Source organism: Virgibacillus sp. MG-45 (assembly GCF_036409425.1).
Classification (GTDB): domain Bacteria; phylum Bacillota; class Bacilli; order Bacillales; family Amphibacillaceae; genus LDC-1.
In genome coordinates this window covers 116,494-133,909 of sequence record NZ_JAXOFU010000003.1, presented here as the reverse complement: position 1 = coordinate 133,909, position 17,416 = coordinate 116,494, and the positions used below count along the sequence as shown (strand labels likewise).

The following is a 17,416-nucleotide window of genomic DNA, read 5'->3' as shown; positions in this document are numbered from 1 at the left end:
CTGTAATGCAAAAAACCGTTATCTATCCAAATGGATGAATAACGGTTTATATAAAGGGGTGGGGCATGAAACTGATGGGTACCCCGTTTGTTAATATAACTGTGGTGCCGAGGGAAAATATATATGAAATTCCCTCCTTATATAAAAATAGTTTGAAGTGTTTGGTCACTTAGTAGTCAATAGTGATAACAGTGTTACTAGACCGAAAGAAAGGGATATATTTAAAAGAGATAAACAACTGCATATTTCTTGAAGAGATACTACATGTAGTAGCTATTGAATAAAAATGATGAGCTGTTTTATGGTAGAATACTAATATAGGAAGAAAGTATGAAATTGAGGATCTAAACTATAAATAATTTAAAAGATAAATGAGAAATTAGAATAAACTGTAGGGAGAGTTTTCATTGAATCAGAAGCTAAATGACTTAAAGAAAAACTTATGGGAAGTAGCCGATGAATTACGTGCAAATTCAGGTTTAAAAGCATCTGCATATTCGACTCCTGTATTGGGATTAATATTTTTAAAGTTCGCGGATGCTAAATACGAACAATTTGAAGATGAGATTGTGAAAGAATATGAAGCATTAAAAGGCGGAAGACGTGAAAAGAAAATAGAAGAAATTGCAATTGAAAAATGTGGGTTTTATTTACCAAAACAGTCATGTTACTCCTATTTACTTAATTTAAGTGAAGAAGAGGATATTGCCAATAAAATAAAAGAAGCGATGGAAGGTATAGAAAAGTTTTCGCCTGAATTTGCTGGCGTTTTACCAAAAGATAATTACCATGATTTAAGTGCCGATGATAATAATAAAATTTTAAATAGACTATTGAGAAACTTTAACGATATTCCGACAGATTCTGAAAATGATATTTTTGGTGAAGTATATGAATACTTTTTAGGGAATTTCGCATTAGCCGAAGGTCAGGGTGGCGGAGAGTTCTACACACCAAGAACGGTAGTACGTTATATGGTTGAAGTATTACAACCGTCGGAAGGTAAAGTATTAGATCCTGCTTGCGGATCTGGAGGAATGTTCGTTCAAACAGCACATTACGCACAAGCACATAAAGAGAAAAATGGTGGGCAACCTTTAAATTTAAGAGCTTACGGTGTCGAAAGAACTGGAGAGACTGTTAAATTAGCAAAAATGAACTTGTTTTTAAACAATATACGTGGAGAAATAACAGAGGCAAACTCTTATTATGCTGACCCGTATGATTCCTTTGGGAATTTTGATTATGTTTTGGCAAATCCACCTTTTAATGTAGATAATGTGGAATTAGACTTGGTGAAGAATCAGAAGAGGTTTAATAAATACGGTGTACCACAAACAAAAGGAAAAAAGCCCAAAGTACCAAATGCAAACTATTTATGGATTAACCAATTTGCGACTGCTTTAAATAAAACGGGAAAAGCAGCACTTGTTATGGCAAACTCGGCTTCAGACGCAGGGCATAGCGAAAAAGAAATCCGTAAAGCATTAATAGAAGATGGTATTGTTTCGCAGATGGTTGCTCTTCCATCCAATATGTTCAGTACAGTTACATTACCAGCAACACTATGGTTCTTTGATAAGCAAAAGAAAGAGCAAGATGAAATTTTATTTATAGATGCTAGAAGTATATTTACTCAAGTAGGTCGTGCTTTAAGAGAATTTTCGGATGAACAAATAAAGAACTTAGCAATCATTAATCGTTTATATGAAGAAGACAGCGAAAGTTTCTACGAACTTATTAAAGAGTATGAGGATAGTAGAGAAAGTGCAACATCAGAAGAGGATAAAAAGTACTTTCAAAAACAAATTGATTGGTTATTGGAACGATTTCCAGACGGTAAATATCAAGATGTAATTGGCTTGTGTAAGGTAGCGAAACTTGATGGTGAAGATGGGATTATTGAACAAGATTACTCATTAAACCCTGGAAGATATGTTGGTGTTGTTATTGAAGATGACGGTATGACAGCAGATCAATTTAAAGATAAAATATCCGCTTTAAATGATGAGTTGAAACAATTAAATGAACAATCAAAAGAACTAGAAAAGCGAATTGAGAAGAATTTAGATAGTATGGTGATCGAGTATGAGTGAATGGAGAGAGGTAAGGTTTAATGATGTTATTGATTTAAACCCCAGAGTTAAGTTAGAAAAAGGAATAGACTACCCTTTTATTGGTATTGCTGATATTAATGAAGGAAATTTTTATGTTGAAGAGGGACAACAAATAAAATTTACAGGACAAAGTGGAAGTAAATTTCATTCGGGAGATACTTTATTCTCAAGGATTACACCTTGTTTAGAAAACAGAAAAATTGCTCAATCAGTTCTGAAATCAAAAGATAAAGGTTTTGGTTCAACTGAATTATTAGTATTTAGAGCCAAGAAGGGCAAAACAGATCCTAACTTTGTTAATTACCTAGCTCAGACCGATATTATTGTTTTACCTGCTATTAATAGTATGAGTGGTGCGAGTGGTAGACAAAGAGCAGATAGTAATTATATAAAGAAATTAAAAATAAATATACCCAACTTAAGTACGCAAAAGAAAATAGTAAGCGTTCTTTCAGCATATGATAAGCTCATCGAAAACAATAAACGTAGGATTGAAATTTTAGAAAAAGTAGCAGAAGAAATTTATAAAGAATGGTTTGTACGAATGAGATTTCCAGGATATGAAAATGCAAAGTTTGATAGGGGAATACCAGAGGGATGGAAAGTTAGTAAGCTAGGAAGTTTAGTTAATATATCATCTAGTAAAAGGGTCTACTCTTCAGATTATGTAGAAACTGGTATACCATTTTATCGGTCAAAAGAAGTAATACAATTATCGAATGGAGAAATCATTTCAGATATGCTTTACATTTCAAATGAGAAATATAGAGAATTTAAGGAGAAGTTTGGTGTACCCCAAAAGAATGATATACTACTAACTTCGGTTGGAACAATTGGTGTACCAATGCTAGTAAGAAATAATAATCCGTTTTATTTTAAGGATGGAAATCTAACATGGATTCAAAGCAGGTCTAATGCCAGTTTGGCAAATTATTTATACTATTGGATAAAGTCAGGCGTAGGTCAGCAACAAATACTAGCATCTACAATAGGTACATCGCAAAGTGCTCTAACAATTGAAAACTTAAAGAGGGTTAAAGTTATTATACCTGATGATACTGTTCTTTCTATGTTAAACAATCTTTTTAGTGATATTATCGAAAATATAAGTAATTTAACAACTCAAAGTCAAAACTTAATTAGACAAAGAGACTTACTATTACCAAAGCTTATGAACGGTACAATTAAGGTGAAGTAAAGGAGGGATAAATATGAGGAAGATAATCACTGAAGATATGATCGAACAAGCTTGTATAAAAGTATTATCCGAAAATAATTACTACGAATTTATTGATGCAAATATTAGTGCAGATAAAGTGTTTGCTTCACTAAATGTTTTAGAGCATGAAGATGATGGAACAGGTCGTTCCAACATACAAGAAGTAGTATTGCCACAAGTGTTCTATGAAAGTTTGCAAAGATTAAATCCACAAATACCTGACCGTTTTTTTAAAAAAATTGTAGAGGATTTTAGACTTCCTTTTACAGATAAAGAACTTGAAGTTGTTAACTATGAGAGATATAAACAAATAAAAAATGGTATTAAAGTAGAGTTCGAAAAAGACGGCAAGAAACAGTATGAAACAGTTCGTATTATTGATTTTAACTGTGCAGCAACAAATACGTTTACAATTGTTTCCCAAATGTGGATTAAAGGGGAAACCCAGCATCGTAGACCAGATTTACTATTATTCGTAAATGGATTACCACTTGTTTTTATTGAGCTGAAAAATTCAGATGTTAAATTAAAAACAGCATACGATAAAAATTTACAAGATTATATTCGTGATATCCCTCAATTATTTCACTTTAACCAATTATGTGTGCTATCAAACGCATCAGAAACAAGAGTAGGGAGCTTTACAGCGAACTACAGCCACTTTTTTGAATGGCTACGTTCAACAGAGGAAGATAGAGTAAATCGACAACAAATACGTTCAGAAGGCACAAGTATTCAATATTTGTTAGATAATCTCTTCAAGCATGAAACTTTACTAGACTATGTTGAAAACTTTATTCTTTTTGAAAATAAACGAATGAAAGTTTTAGCTAAAAATCATCAGTTCCTAGGTGTTAATAATGGAATTGAATCATTTAAGAATCGGAAAAAGTTGAATGGAAAACTAGGTGTATTTTGGCATACACAAGGTAGCGGAAAGTCTTATTCAATGGCGATGTTTATTAATAAGATTAATAGAAAAATGACAGGCAACTTCACGTTTTTAATAGTTACAGACAGGCAAGACTTGGACGATCAGCTATACAAAAACTTTTTAAGAACAGAAACGGTAACAGAAGAAGAGTCGGCTAATCCTAAAAATGGTGCTGCCTTAAGAAAAGACTTACAAACGAATAAAGCCTTTCTATTTACTCTGATACAAAAGTTTCGTTATGACAAGGGTAAAAAATATCCAGTATTATCTGGGCGAGATGATATTGTTGTTATTGTAGACGAAGCACATCGTACACAATACAAATCATTAGCGGAAAATATGAGAACAGCTCTACCAAATGCTCAATATATGGCTTTTACAGGAACGCCATTATTAGGATCTAAAAGGTTAACTAATCAATGGTTTGGTGATTATGTTAGTGAATATAACTTTGCACAATCCATTGAAGATGGTTCAACTGTTCCTTTATATTACTCAAGAAGAGTTCCTGAAGTATGGTTAACAAATGATTTCTTGGAAGATGATTATCTAGAAATAATCGAAAATGATAACTTGTTACCAGAAGAAGAAAAAAGGTTATCAGATTATTATTCCAAAACAAATGAAGTACTGAAACGTGATGATCGTTTAAATATAGTTGCAAAAGATATTGTCGAACACTTTCCTAACAGAGGATATTTAGGAAAAGCAATGGTAGTATCTGTAGATAAATTTACTGCTGTCAGAATGTATGACAAAGTACAATATTATTGGAATGAGAAGTTAAAGGATTTGTATCAAGAACGTTCTAACGCTCGTTCAAGAGAAGATAGAGAACGAATTAATCGCCAAATTAAATATATGCAACAAATAGAGATGGCTGTTGTTGTAAGTGAAGATGGAGATGAAGATGAAAGGTTTAAAAATGAAGGGTTAGAGATTAAAAAGCATCGAGAACGGATGAATCATATCGATGAAAATGGTCAAGACATAGAGGATAACTTTAAAGATCCGAACAATCCATTATCTTTAGTCTTTGTTTGTGCGATGTGGTTAACGGGCTTTGACGCGCCAAGTGTGTCAACAATTTATTTAGATAAGCCCATGAAAAGTCATACGTTGATGCAGACGATTGCGCGAATTAATAGAGTATTTCCTGGCAAGAATTCAGGACTAATCGTTGATTATTTGAACTTATTTAAATATATGCAACTAGCGCTTGGTGATTATGCAAATCCAGATAATGCTGATGAGATGCCTGTGAAAAATATCCAAGCACAAATTGAATTGTTGGATAATGTCATTGAAGAAACAATATCTTTCTGTAACGGTTTAAAGATTCATTTGGATAATATTATGCAAAGGGATCAAACTTTTGACCAAATTGAACTTTTTCAGCAATATACAGATAAATTACTAGAAAAAGACGAGTATTATGAAGAATTTAATATCTATGTAAATATTTGTAAAAATATCTATGAAGCTTGTAAGCCAGAAATATTTGAATTTGATTGGGAAAATAAATATTTATCCGTCATATTCTATTTGGGTGATATGATCAAAGCATCTGCGAGAGAGGAAAGTATCGAAAGTGCAAAGGTAGCATTAAGTAGAACATTAGATTTGAGTGTAAAATCAAAATATGTTCATGAAGATGCAGGAGACAACAAATATGAAGTTACAAAAATGAAGACATTAAATTTATCTGAGATAAATACAGAAAATGTTAGAAAAGCAATAAAAGAATCTCCATACAAGAATATTGAAATTCAAGAGTTAAGAATGTTTATTGAAGATAAATTAGATAAGCTTTTACAAGAAAATAAAACACGAGTTAACTTTGTAGAAAGATACAAAGAGTTGATAAATCGGTATAATGCTGGGAACTCAACAAATGAAGATTATTACGAGGACTTAGTTGATTTTGTAGATAATTTGAAACAAGAAGATGAACGACATGTACGAGAAGGCTTAACTAAAGAAGAACTAGAAATCTATGATTTGTTAAAAAAGGATAAATTAACAAAGAAAGAAGAAGAAATAGTTAAATTATCTGCAAAAAAATTGTATGAAATAATAAAAAGTGAACAAAGCAAAACGAAGGTTATTGATTGGTATAAAGATACACAACCTAGAGAAGCTGTTAAATCAGAAATTGAAACAATTTTAGATGAAACTTTGCCGGATAGTTATGACAAAGATATCTTTAATTTGAAGACAGAAGTGATTATGACTCATTTAATGGAAGAAGCTATGATGGGAAGTATACTACATTCAAATGAAGCTAGTTAATTTAGTTGACCTAAAACTTTAATGGACAAAGATAAAGGGTCTGACCCTAATTTTTGGAATGATGAATCATGATACTTTCTTTCAAAAGCAGGCGAAAATAGTTAGTAAGGAACTGGAAAGAAGATTATTGTTACAATAATAATATAAACCTAAAATAACTTAAAAAACTACTACAACAAGGCATGACAACTCAGATAAGGAGAAGTCATGCTTTTATTTATGTGGTTGGAGTTATTGAAAGTTGAAATTAACTTATCAGTTCTAGAGTTTGTTTATTATTATCCAAGAGGGATGGTAGAATGGTGTGAACATACTGGAAAATATAGTTACTGAATTAACCCCAGAGGAATTTGAAGTTTACTGTTTAGAACTATTGAAAACTACTAATATAGAATTAGAGGATTGCAAAATTAAACACAATCAAATTATTAAAACAAATGATGGGAGTTATCAACTTGATGGTTTAATAGAATTTAATCATTTTGGCGTAAATTATAAGACTGTGGTCGAATGTAAAAGATACAAAAGTAAAATTAAAAGGTCACAGATTCAAATCTTACATGACACAATTCAAAGAGTTGGTGCAAACAAAGGTATCTTCATCTCAACATCAAGTTTTCAACAGGGAGCAATGGAGTATGCTAGAATTCATGGAATTGCTCTATTACAAATTGTAAATAGCTCCATAATGACAATTCAAAATTCACTATCACCTAGGAAAATATTGAATTTTTCTTATCCTAAATATACTTTTGCAATTTATGATTTAAAATTACAATGTCCAACTGACTTCACATATTATGGAAATGCAGAACCATTAGTAAATTTGTTATTGGAATAGATATCTGGAGGAGAATATGTTTATACCTACTAAAGAGAACTATACAAATATGACACCACAAGATTTTGAGAAATTTGTAATGGATTTAATATATAGAGCTAGTGAAGGACAGCGGAATATAGCTGTTCGGCATAATGAAATAATTAAGACAAACGAAGGAGAATTTCAGATTGACGGTACTATTAGGTTTGAGATTATGGGTGTTAAATACTTAACTTTGGTTGAGTGCAAGATGTATAAAAGCCCAGTATCAAGGGAGAAAGTTCAAATATTATTTGATAAGTTACGTGCAACTGGTGCTCAAAAGGGAATACTGGTTACTACGTCCTATTTCCAATCTGGAGCAATTGACTATGCAGCCTCTCATGGTGTTGCTCTGGTGCAAATTATAGATGGAAAATTAACCTATAACGTAAGAAGTAGATATGTCGAAAAAATAAACTATCCAGATGATCTTCCAAAATATGCGGGAATTGCTCAATATAAGGTGAACAAAAATACAATTGGCTGCTCGAATGTAATGGGGACTGATTTTCTTGCTGAGTTTATATTTTCTAATTAATGTAATGTGGATTCTAAGCTATAAGGATAACTTAAATAAGCCGTAATGTTATGTAAAAAAGGTTTTATATTCATTATATCGGTTATCGTCAATACTTAATATTAATTCTACAAGCGGGGGTGATTACGATGAAAATAGTTTTCCATTATCCACCAGAACTTATTAATCTGTTAGTAGATACAATACCTTTAATTTGTAGGTCTAAAGATGATGTAATACTCTTTTTTAAAGGATCTGGAGTACCCTCTAAATATACACGGGATTTAGAAAATAAGGTAGATTTAAATCGCAAAGGTATTTCAAAATATGAAATAGCCAGAACAGTATTAACTAGGATAAATGAAGCTGGTGAAAAGTCCTTACGTACCAGACGTGAAATATTGAAAAGAGTAGTAGAGTTCGAGAGTTTCTCGTCTTGTTGGCAGGATGATCAACTAAAGGCTAGAGGACTGGTATCGGAAATTCAAAAAGTAGTTAATGCCAAAGATTCTTTTACTAGAATGAATTTAGAACGTGAGAAAGAAGCAGAGAGGAACCGTATAAAGTATCAAAAGAAAATTGCGGAGGAACAAAGTCTGCGTAAAAGGAAGGAACTGATTAAAGGGGAGTTTAATTAGTTGTTTAGTATAAAGAATCCCCACAAAAGAGGCAAAGCATTAGAGAGTGTACTAAACAAGATTTTTGAAGAAAACAAAATTCTTGTAAGAGAGTCATTTACATTAAATGTTTTTGATGGTGAAGGTATCATTGAACAGATTGACGGTGTAGTAGAGCTAGAGAATAAACTATTCTTGGTAGAGATGAAGTGGTGGGATAAGCCCATTGGAGTTGGGGAGGTATCTCAGCATTTAGTTCGGATTTTTAATCGTGGCCATGCCTGTGGGATATTTATTTCAGCATCACCTTTTACAAAGCCTGCTATAACGATTTGTAAAGAATCACTTTCTAAAGTATTGATAATTCTTATAAACCTTGAGGAAATACACAGAGTGCTTGATCAAGATGGAGATTTAAAAGATTACTTACAAAGAAAAATACAGGCTGCCACAATTAATAAGGAACCATTGCATGTTCCAGTGTAGCTAGTAAAGAAACCTGCTATGACCTAGAATACTAGAATTGCATTATAACATCATTTTGTAACTTTAATAAGTAGATGGAGGCGGATTTTTTGGGTTACCTTTTTAATAAAAGTAATATACTTGATGATTTAAAAAGTTATTTTGAAAGTAGTAATATTAACTTCTTGTTAGGTTCTGGTTGTTCTTTACATGCTATTCCATCTTTAGGAGATGTAGAAGTTGAAATAACAGATAAAGTAAGGAAGTATTCAGTTTCAAAAGATGACAGATTATTAGAAGAAATATCCGATGAACTAAATAACTTTATAAAATCAGCTATGATTCCTAGTAATCGGTTAATTAAAGATGAATATGCAAGTGAAGATGAAATTCACCAAACGAAAGTTCGTTATGAAAAGTTTTTAAATACTGTATACTCACTCATATTACATAGAGGTTCGAACATTTTACCTAAAAAGGTTAATGTATTCACAACAAACTATGATCCCTTTCTTGAAATAGCCGCTGAAAGCCTAAAAATGCCGTACAACGATGGTGGTGTAGGTGTATTGAAAAGGCAATTTAGCAGCAAAAACTTTCAAAGGAGGATTTATAGATTAAGTGATTCATATTCATACGAATACGAGGAACCGAGCTTTAATATTATTAAGCTTCATGGTTCCTTAAATTGGAAACTAGAAAGTGATCCCGATTCTATATTAATTAGTAATGATATAGAATGTTCACTTCTTTCTAAGGAACACATTGAAGAAAATGGATATATTAAAAATCAATCTAATATACCAATTATTTTACCAACAAAGCAAAAGTTTGTCCGTACACTTATGGAGCATACATACTACGATTTATCACGATTGTATTCTAATGAACTAGAAAGAGAACAAAGTGTATTACTAAGCTCTGGTTTTTCCTTCGAAGATGAGCATATCAGGTCAATTACGCAGAGGGCATTAGGGAACCCATATCTTAGCTTGTATATTTTTCCATTTAGTTATAGAGGTGAACAAAAAGTCTTAGATTATTTTCATACATTTCCTAATGTAAAGGTTGTAAGAGTTAACGAAGTGAGTTTAGAGGATGAGGAAGATTCCCATACAAGTACTGAAACAGCAAATTATGATTTGACTTTAGCTAAAAAGGATATGGAGGAAAATTCAAGAGTTAACATAGATTTTTCATTATTTATCAATATACTATATCATTTACTATCGCAGGTATCAGAGAGAAGGGCGTATTTATGACTATAAAGGAGACAAGAGACTTTCTAGACCAAAACGCCTTTTCAAGGATAGGAGAGGTAGTAGAGATAAATGGAAGGTCAATTGTAGTAAAGGTGGATAAACAAAAAAATAATACAAGTCTATTTTATAAGGGAGAGATATATCGAAATGTAGGAATTGGTAGTTATGTAAAGGTAAAGAAAGACTTTTTGTATATTATAGGAAAAATAGAAAAGGAATTTATAAAGGAAAAACGGTACGTAAACGATACAAGTAAATTAAAACATTTAAACCAATATGATAGGTTTATAGAATTATCAGTAGTTGGAACATTTGAAAATGGCAATTTTAAAAGAGGAATAAGAGTACTACCCCTTCTGTATAATGAGGCATACCTTGTTTCTGAAAAAGAATTAAATCAAATCTTTCATTTTACAAGTAAAAAGTCAATTTTAATTGGCAAAGCTATTTTTGAAGATGTTCAGGTTAGAGCTAGTGTTACAAATTTATTTGCATCTCACATTGGAATTTTTGGTAATACAGGAAGCGGTAAATCAAATACACTTGTAAGGTTATATCACAATTTGTTAAACATACCAAATATAAATATACAAGGAAAAAGTAAATTTATTATTCTTGATTTTAATGGTGAATATTCAAATGACACAACTCTATCAAGCAGCAAGAAAAATATTATTTTATCTACTCGAAGTAGTAATGATCAGATTTGTATCGAAGCAAGTTGGTTAGACGAGGAATTCTGGAGGATAGTTCTTCAAGCAACAGAAAAAACCCAAGCCCCTTTTATAAAAAGAGCATTAAATTATTATTCCAAACAACTTGCAAATGAACCATTAGAGAGGTTTTCTCAAATACTATCACGGAGGCATAAGACTATCTTGAATAATGGAGGGATAAATAAGCAAGAAATTGATGCATTTAATCTGTTAAAGAATTGTGTGAAGAATTTGTTTAGTATAGAAGATGAGAGTCAGTTCCCCGAAATCTTTAGAAATTACTCTACTCATGGAAGTGATATATGCAGAGAGAGTGTTCGTGGTTTTGATTCTGAATATACTATTCACCAAAACGGGAAGATTTACCTAAACAAGCCAGAAAATGCCGAATTAGAAGTGAAAAAGTTTAAAGAGAAAATAGATGCATTAATTAATGGTTTTCAAGGTGAGATTGGATACTTTGATTTGTTTGAAGCAGCTTTGGGGATTCGACTAACTGATGACGTCCTATATAATATTGCACAATTTGATCATATATCACCAATCATTCATAGATTTCAAAAAAGAAAAAATGAGTTGAAAAAAATCTTTCAAATTAGTGAAAGTAACTTTATGGATATTGCGACTCACGATATTATTAGTATTTCATTAAGAGATGTTAATTTAGAAATGAGAAAGATCATTCCATTACTCTTATGTAAAAAGATATATGAAAATCACAAAGCTCAGAGTTTAACCTCAAAAACATTGCATTTAATTATTGATGAGGCCCATAACATACTATCTGAAGAATCCTTTAGGGAAAGTGAAAATTGGAAGGACTATCGTTTAGAAGTATTTGAGGAGATAATAAAAGAGGGACGAAAATTTGGGGTTTTTTTAACAATATCAAGTCAAAGACCTTCTGATATATCAAATACAATTATTTCTCAATTACATAATGTGTTTATACACAGATTGATAAATAATAATGACTTACAAACAATGAGTAAAACAATCTCCTTTTTGGACAATGTATCGTACAACTCGATTCCTATACTTCCACCAGGAGGTTGTATTTTTACTGGTACGGCAACTGAGATACCAGTAGCTGTACAAATACCAGTATTAGAAAAAAGCATTCAACCTACTAGTGAAACAAGTTTACTAGATGTACTCTGGTTTGATAATGAAGTGGGAGAAAATCTATAAATTCGATTGGTAATGTAAAATGAAAAAGTCAACTAAGCAATCAACAGGTTTATTAGAAGTTGATTACTGACCTTTTTGTCTACACTTAATTAGGAGGAAAAATGAAGAATCTAAAACAAAAGTCAGAAGTTAGATATGCTATTTGGCAAGCATATAATAAGAAATGTGCAATCTGTGGAGAACCTATAAATTACACACAGCTTCAAATAGACCATATTATTGCAGAAAGTCTTGAGAAAAATCATTATGAGCTTTATGGTGTATTAAAAAAGTATGAATTACCAAAGGATTTTCAAATTAATAGTTTATACAATTTAAGACCTGCATGTGGCTATTGTAATAGAGAAAAAAGTTATTATGAAGCACCAGAGGAAATTACTGCAAAGCTGTTGAGAAAAGCAAAGAATAAGATAAATGATGTAAATAGAGAAATAAATAAATACTTAGATGAATCAAAATACGCTCTTAAAATAGAGACAATGCGGATGGCTGTTAAAACTGGAGAATTAAAGTTGGAGGAATATATAGATCAAGTAAATAATTTTGTTGCTGACTATGGCGATGAATATGTTAAATACGAAGATAGTTTCACAAATGTTCGTTCAATAAAACATTTTTCTGTAAGGTTAGATGGCCATCTACCTAGACTTCATGAACCTGAGGGAAGCTGCTTATTTACATTTAATAGTTTTTATATTCGTGGTATGAGTATAAATTTATCTCATACTGATATCCTTCAAACATTATTTATTGGGAAGAAAACTCCAATAGATCTATTAATGCGTCCTTATATAATTGATAAATTAAGCGAAGACAATTTTATTATTCAATTAGGAAATTGTAGGTTCAATCTGAGTAAGGATGAAACAATGCATCTTTGTGAAGTAGTTGATAGGTTTATTGACGAGTATATAATTGCCATAGAGAAAATTGAGAAAGTACTATTTTGTAAAGAATTTCTACCATTAAGTAATGATTTGACAAAGTACAAGCTTATCAAAATAAATAAGAATTTGTGGAAATTAATGTTAAAATTTGCGGATGAACATGATAACTATCATGGAGAAGGTAAATGGCATATATTTGACGCATCGGGAAGGAATATGATTAAAGTTTATAATAATCAACCCACTCCACAGTACAACTCAGGTTTTCATTGCTTTATACATAGTTTAGCTGAGTCTAACGATAGTTGGGAAACAACAGATGAAGTGTGGTTAGTTTGGTGGGATGTTGAAAATAATCAGAATTATGGGATAAGAGATTATTGGACAGTAGAACAAGCATATAAATGGTTAACTACTGAATTCATTCCAATAGTAATGTATACATATGATGTTTCTCTTAAGAGGAATAAAATAGGATCTAGAAAAGGAATCTCATTTGTTGAGTATAGAGAAAATAATAAATTCAATGAATTATATTATAGCGATAGTAAACGGTATCTAAATGTTAATAAAGTAACGGGAATTAATGAATTCTTGGAGTTGGTAAGCACATTACAACTATATTATTCAGTAAATAGAGAGACATATCTAGAGAAGGAAGCAATTGAAGGTATTTATGATGCATTAATTTATATACTAAATATTAGTTCCGATACCAATTTTAGTTATATTTGTTCGAAATTAGACATAAAACAAACTTCTAATTTAAATGAGTTACTAACACAAGTAAATAGGAACAAGAAAAATGAAAAATCAGGTAAGGTTTTTGGTGGAACTTTAGATATGTTACTAAGGTCGGTCTTTTCGGCGGCTGAATATTCAATGGATATATTGAATTCCGATGAAATTATACTATTAACAAAGTATTTAGAACCTCTGATCAATGATTATAATACTAATAAATTAGTTGAGGTATATAGTATTAGGTCAAAATGATACGGCGTAGAAGTGCACCAACGTTGACACAGTTTTCCATTGAGTGACAAACAGTGTATCATTAGGATACAGTCTATTGCCACCTTGATTCTTCCGGGAGATTGGCAATAATCTAATGTTTATTGTTGATGAAATTCACCTATTTTTGCTAGTTTATTTTTGCATTGATTTATAAAATTACTATTAGTATTATTTATTTTAATTAGAGAATTATTGTGGTTATGATAAAAAAGATTGTAACAATACAATAGTAACCAGACATGTAAAGCCTTTTATTAAGATTAAAAGATGATCATTATCTAGTCTTCTAGATAAGATGTAATTAATAAAATAATATCTATTGAGTAATTTAAAGGTTAGATAGAGGGGGAAACCGATGAATAAGATGATTTTAAAAAAATTATATCTAAGAGAAGATTTGCAGATTTTTTTCAATACTGGTCAGAACTATATCATTGGGAAAAATAATACTGGGAAAACAACAATTTTTAATATAATGCAATATGTATTAGGTTTGAAGCGGGTAGATATTAATTCTGAGGAGATTTATAGCACGGCAATTGAACCTTATATTGAATGCCAATTTGGTAGGGAAGTATACAAAATATCTAGAAAATTTGGTTCAAATGAAATAACATTTCAAGGTGATATTAATGTAATAGTCAATGCTGATTCATATGAATTAAATGATCTATATGCTAAATTATTAAATATTAGTTTTGAAAATGAATTAAATTTTAACAATGACAATATTAATAATGATCATTCTTCAATTGATATTATTAAAATGTCATTCTTATCAGAAATTGAACTGAGTAAAACTTATCTAAACAGAGGAAACAATTATTATAAAATATTAGGATATAACGAGGACTACTTAAAATTAATAAAAAATGATATTAGTAGTTTAAAAAATGAACTAAAATTTGAAACAAAGTCTTTAAAAACTATTGAACAATACAAAGAATCTGTAGAAAATACCCTGAAAACAAGATATGTGACAAAACAAGAAGAAATAACCAAGATATTAGAGGATGAGTATTCGATTTTCAGAAATAAATACTTGAACAAAACTAAATTACTACATAATGCCGAGGAGGTTTATGAAAAAGAGCTAAGAAATTTTAAAGATAGCATAAACAATGAAATATCTAAACTAAATCCTTATTTCCTAAAAATTATAAAAGAAATATCTCCTATTACTAATAGTCTAGTAGGTAGTGATTTGCAACATGTAATAGAATTAAAAAATATGAGAAATATGTCAATTGGCCAAAGAGTGTTGCTATTGTGGGCATTGCATATTACTCTCTGCCGAAATGAAGTCCAAAATGGATTGGGAATGCTTATCACTGATAGCATCTTGCCAAAGGTTGATATTGCAACTATGAAGAGTATAAGGAATAAAATATCCAATATTACTAAAAATGGAGAATTACAATATATTGAATTTTGTACTGAAAATTCATATGTTCCCAAAGAATCAGTTGTTTTTGAGATGCCTTCAAAGCGAGGAGGAGGCATTTTTGAATGATAAGAAATATATTTTAAATGATATTATTCCTTACTTAATGCTTATCATTGCTCTACTAACCTTATTATTTGGTGACAGTATTATTAGCAAAGTATTCTCTAATAAAGCAAATTTAGTCCTAGAGACAGAATTGATTAATGAATTTATTCCTGAGGAAATAGCCAACAATAAAATATTTAAGGACAATAATTTAAATAAAGGTAGTTCCCTTAGAATTATTAGGATTAAAAACGAAGGTAAATCAACAAAGAATCTAAGAATTCAATTAAACTTAGATGGTAGGATTTATTTTAATGATATAAATAGTACTGAGAAAATAACTAATAAGAAGATTGAATCTGATTCTACAATAATTTTATCTCTTGATAGATTGTCACATAATTCAACAATTGATATAAAAGTCTGGCTAGAGAATGAACAGAAGCAGTTTGATGTTTCTTATACAGATGATGTATCTAATAGTACTATAAGAGAAAAGAGTCAGTCAGAAACAATTTACAAGACTATATTATATACTTTGTTAACATTGATACTTTTATTATCATTAATCTTAATTATTTTTAACTTTAGTAAGAGAAGAAACGCTAAAAGGTCATTAGAACAGCAGGATTTATTAGAGAATATTCTTAAACAAGTTAGTGAGAGTCATTTTAAAGAAGAAAGTGAAGATGAAAGCCCAACTACAGTTAATGATAGAAATAATTCCTTAGACCGATTACGAGATTTAATTAACAAAAATAGAGAGTGATAATTGATATATATATATATAGACTAATTTATCATTATATGTTATCTCTGTTATCTCTGTTATATCTTCCTAAGACTCTGCCACAATCAGTCACAATTCCCAAAACAAAAGCCTAATGCCTTGCCGAAAAGGAGAAGGTAATAGGCTTTTTTCTTCTTGAGAAAAAGTGGTAAAAAAGACGGTACAATTGGTTAAATCAGATGGCTGTAAATAAGAAACGCAATCGTAAGTAGTACTAGTTACTGTCTTTCTTTTATTTTACCCTACAAACCGGTACGGTGAACCGTATCATAAATAAGAGGAAAATATTCTGATAGACTTTCCGCCCTGAAATCTGTCTTAATATTTATTGAAACATACGCCTCACTTCAAAGTTGTATGTGTTTAAGCGAGCGTTTCTGCTCTTTTTCTAAATCAGCCACCGAAGAGTTAGTGACATTTTTATAACAAAATCTTATGGAAATAAAAAAACTTACTTAGCTAAGTATTGATGTTATTGAAAAACCGTGCTAAGATTTTAATATGCTCAGTATTTCACAAACTTTCTAGGAGGAATAAAAATGTTGACTACTTTTAAGGCAGTTACGAAAAAATTACCGGAAGGTCTTCAAGTCGAATGTAATTCCAGAGGCTTCAAAATTATTGCAGATGAACCAAAGGATTTGGGTGGAACGGATAAGGCAATGAACCCTGTTGAAATCGTACTATGTGCGCTTGGTGCTTGCCAGTCCATTGTTGCTAGTGCATTCGCTCAAGCTCACAATTTTACTTTTGAAGAATTTCATGTTGAACTGGAAGGCGATTTAGACCCGGATGGTTTCATGGGACTTGCAGATGTAAGAACTGGTTTTCAGGAAATTCGCTTTACAATGCATTTTAAAACAAATGAATCCCAAGAAAAGGCAGAAGCTTTTGCAGCATTTATTGAGAAGACATGTCCGGTAGGTGATTGTCTTGCAAACGGTGTGAAATTAGTACAATCAGGAGTAGTTAGATATTAATTCATGAACCAAAAGGGGTCTAGAACCCCTTTTTTAATATTTGAGGAGGATAACG

13 protein-coding genes are annotated in these 17,416 nt (G+C 31.0%); all 13 read left to right on the top strand.

All coding sequences use genetic code 11. The annotated features are described in order from the left end of the window. Window positions 1-407 precede the first annotated feature (407 nt). Window positions 408-2,096 carry a class I SAM-dependent DNA methyltransferase gene (locus SPK86_RS04710; protein ID WP_330948768.1) on the top strand — a complete coding sequence of 563 codons (1,689 nt, stop codon included), beginning with the start codon at window positions 408-410 and terminating at the stop codon, window positions 2,094-2,096. After that, window positions 2,089-3,315 carry a restriction endonuclease subunit S gene (locus tag SPK86_RS04705; protein WP_330948767.1) on the top strand — a complete coding sequence of 409 codons (1,227 nt, stop codon included), beginning with the start codon at window positions 2,089-2,091 and terminating at the stop codon, window positions 3,313-3,315. The genes SPK86_RS04710 and SPK86_RS04705 overlap by 8 nt, the downstream gene beginning before the upstream one ends. A gap of 13 nt (window positions 3,316-3,328) precedes the next feature. Beyond that, on the top strand, window positions 3,329-6,562 hold the full coding sequence (locus SPK86_RS04700; protein WP_330948766.1) for a type I restriction endonuclease subunit R: 3,234 nt from the start codon (window positions 3,329-3,331) through the stop codon (window positions 6,560-6,562). 304 nt (window positions 6,563-6,866) lie between these two features. Then, window positions 6,867-7,403, top strand: a complete 537-nt coding sequence (locus SPK86_RS04695) for a restriction endonuclease (RefSeq protein ID WP_330948765.1) — start codon at window positions 6,867-6,869, stop codon at window positions 7,401-7,403. Window positions 7,404-7,419: 16 nt separating this feature from the next. After that, entirely contained in the window at window positions 7,420-7,965 is a 546-nt protein-coding gene (locus SPK86_RS04690) for a restriction endonuclease (protein WP_330948764.1), read from the top strand. Window positions 7,966-8,093: 128 nt separating this feature from the next. Continuing rightward, window positions 8,094-8,582, top strand: coding sequence for a hypothetical protein (locus tag SPK86_RS04685; protein WP_330948763.1), 489 nt, complete (start codon window positions 8,094-8,096; stop codon window positions 8,580-8,582). Beyond that, a complete protein-coding gene (locus tag SPK86_RS04680) occupies window positions 8,583-9,047 on the top strand; it encodes a restriction endonuclease (RefSeq protein ID WP_330948762.1) in 465 nt (154 codons plus the stop codon). A gap of 89 nt (window positions 9,048-9,136) precedes the next feature. Continuing rightward, the gene (locus tag SPK86_RS04675) at window positions 9,137-10,288 is read left to right on the top strand and encodes an SIR2 family protein (RefSeq protein ID WP_330948761.1); all 1,152 of its coding nucleotides are present in this window, start codon (window positions 9,137-9,139) and stop codon (window positions 10,286-10,288) included. Next, window positions 10,285-12,195, top strand: coding sequence for an ATP-binding protein (locus SPK86_RS04670; protein ID WP_330948760.1), 1,911 nt, complete (start codon window positions 10,285-10,287; stop codon window positions 12,193-12,195). The genes SPK86_RS04675 and SPK86_RS04670 overlap by 4 nt, the downstream gene beginning before the upstream one ends. Window positions 12,196-12,296: 101 nt before the next feature. Continuing rightward, on the top strand, window positions 12,297-14,078 hold the full coding sequence (locus SPK86_RS04665) for an HNH endonuclease (protein ID WP_330948759.1): 1,782 nt from the start codon (window positions 12,297-12,299) through the stop codon (window positions 14,076-14,078). A gap of 376 nt (window positions 14,079-14,454) precedes the next feature. Then, window positions 14,455-15,612, top strand: coding sequence for a hypothetical protein (locus SPK86_RS04660; protein WP_057989112.1), 1,158 nt, complete (start codon window positions 14,455-14,457; stop codon window positions 15,610-15,612). After that, a complete protein-coding gene (locus tag SPK86_RS04655) occupies window positions 15,605-16,360 on the top strand; it encodes a hypothetical protein (RefSeq protein ID WP_057989110.1) in 756 nt (251 codons plus the stop codon). Before SPK86_RS04660 ends, SPK86_RS04655 begins: the two co-directional genes overlap by 8 nt. A gap of 560 nt (window positions 16,361-16,920) precedes the next feature. After that, entirely contained in the window at window positions 16,921-17,361 is a 441-nt protein-coding gene (locus SPK86_RS04650; RefSeq protein ID WP_330948758.1) for an OsmC family protein, read from the top strand. Window positions 17,362-17,416 lie beyond the last annotated feature (55 nt).

Coding starts and splice junctions, on each gene's coding strand:
- SPK86_RS04705 (WP_330948767.1), top strand. CDS start 2,089: ATGAGTGAATGGAGAGAGGTAAGGTTTAATGATGTTATTGATTTAAAC.
- SPK86_RS04660 (WP_057989112.1), top strand. CDS start 14,455: ATGAATAAGATGATTTTAAAAAAATTATATCTAAGAGAAGATTTGCAG.
- SPK86_RS04665 (WP_330948759.1), top strand. CDS start 12,297: ATGAAGAATCTAAAACAAAAGTCAGAAGTTAGATATGCTATTTGGCAA.
- SPK86_RS04670 (WP_330948760.1), top strand. CDS start 10,285: ATGACTATAAAGGAGACAAGAGACTTTCTAGACCAAAACGCCTTTTCA.
- SPK86_RS04685 (WP_330948763.1), top strand. CDS start 8,094: ATGAAAATAGTTTTCCATTATCCACCAGAACTTATTAATCTGTTAGTA.
- SPK86_RS04690 (WP_330948764.1), top strand. CDS start 7,420: ATGTTTATACCTACTAAAGAGAACTATACAAATATGACACCACAAGAT.
- SPK86_RS04650 (WP_330948758.1), top strand. CDS start 16,921: ATGTTGACTACTTTTAAGGCAGTTACGAAAAAATTACCGGAAGGTCTT.
- SPK86_RS04700 (WP_330948766.1), top strand. CDS start 3,329: ATGAGGAAGATAATCACTGAAGATATGATCGAACAAGCTTGTATAAAA.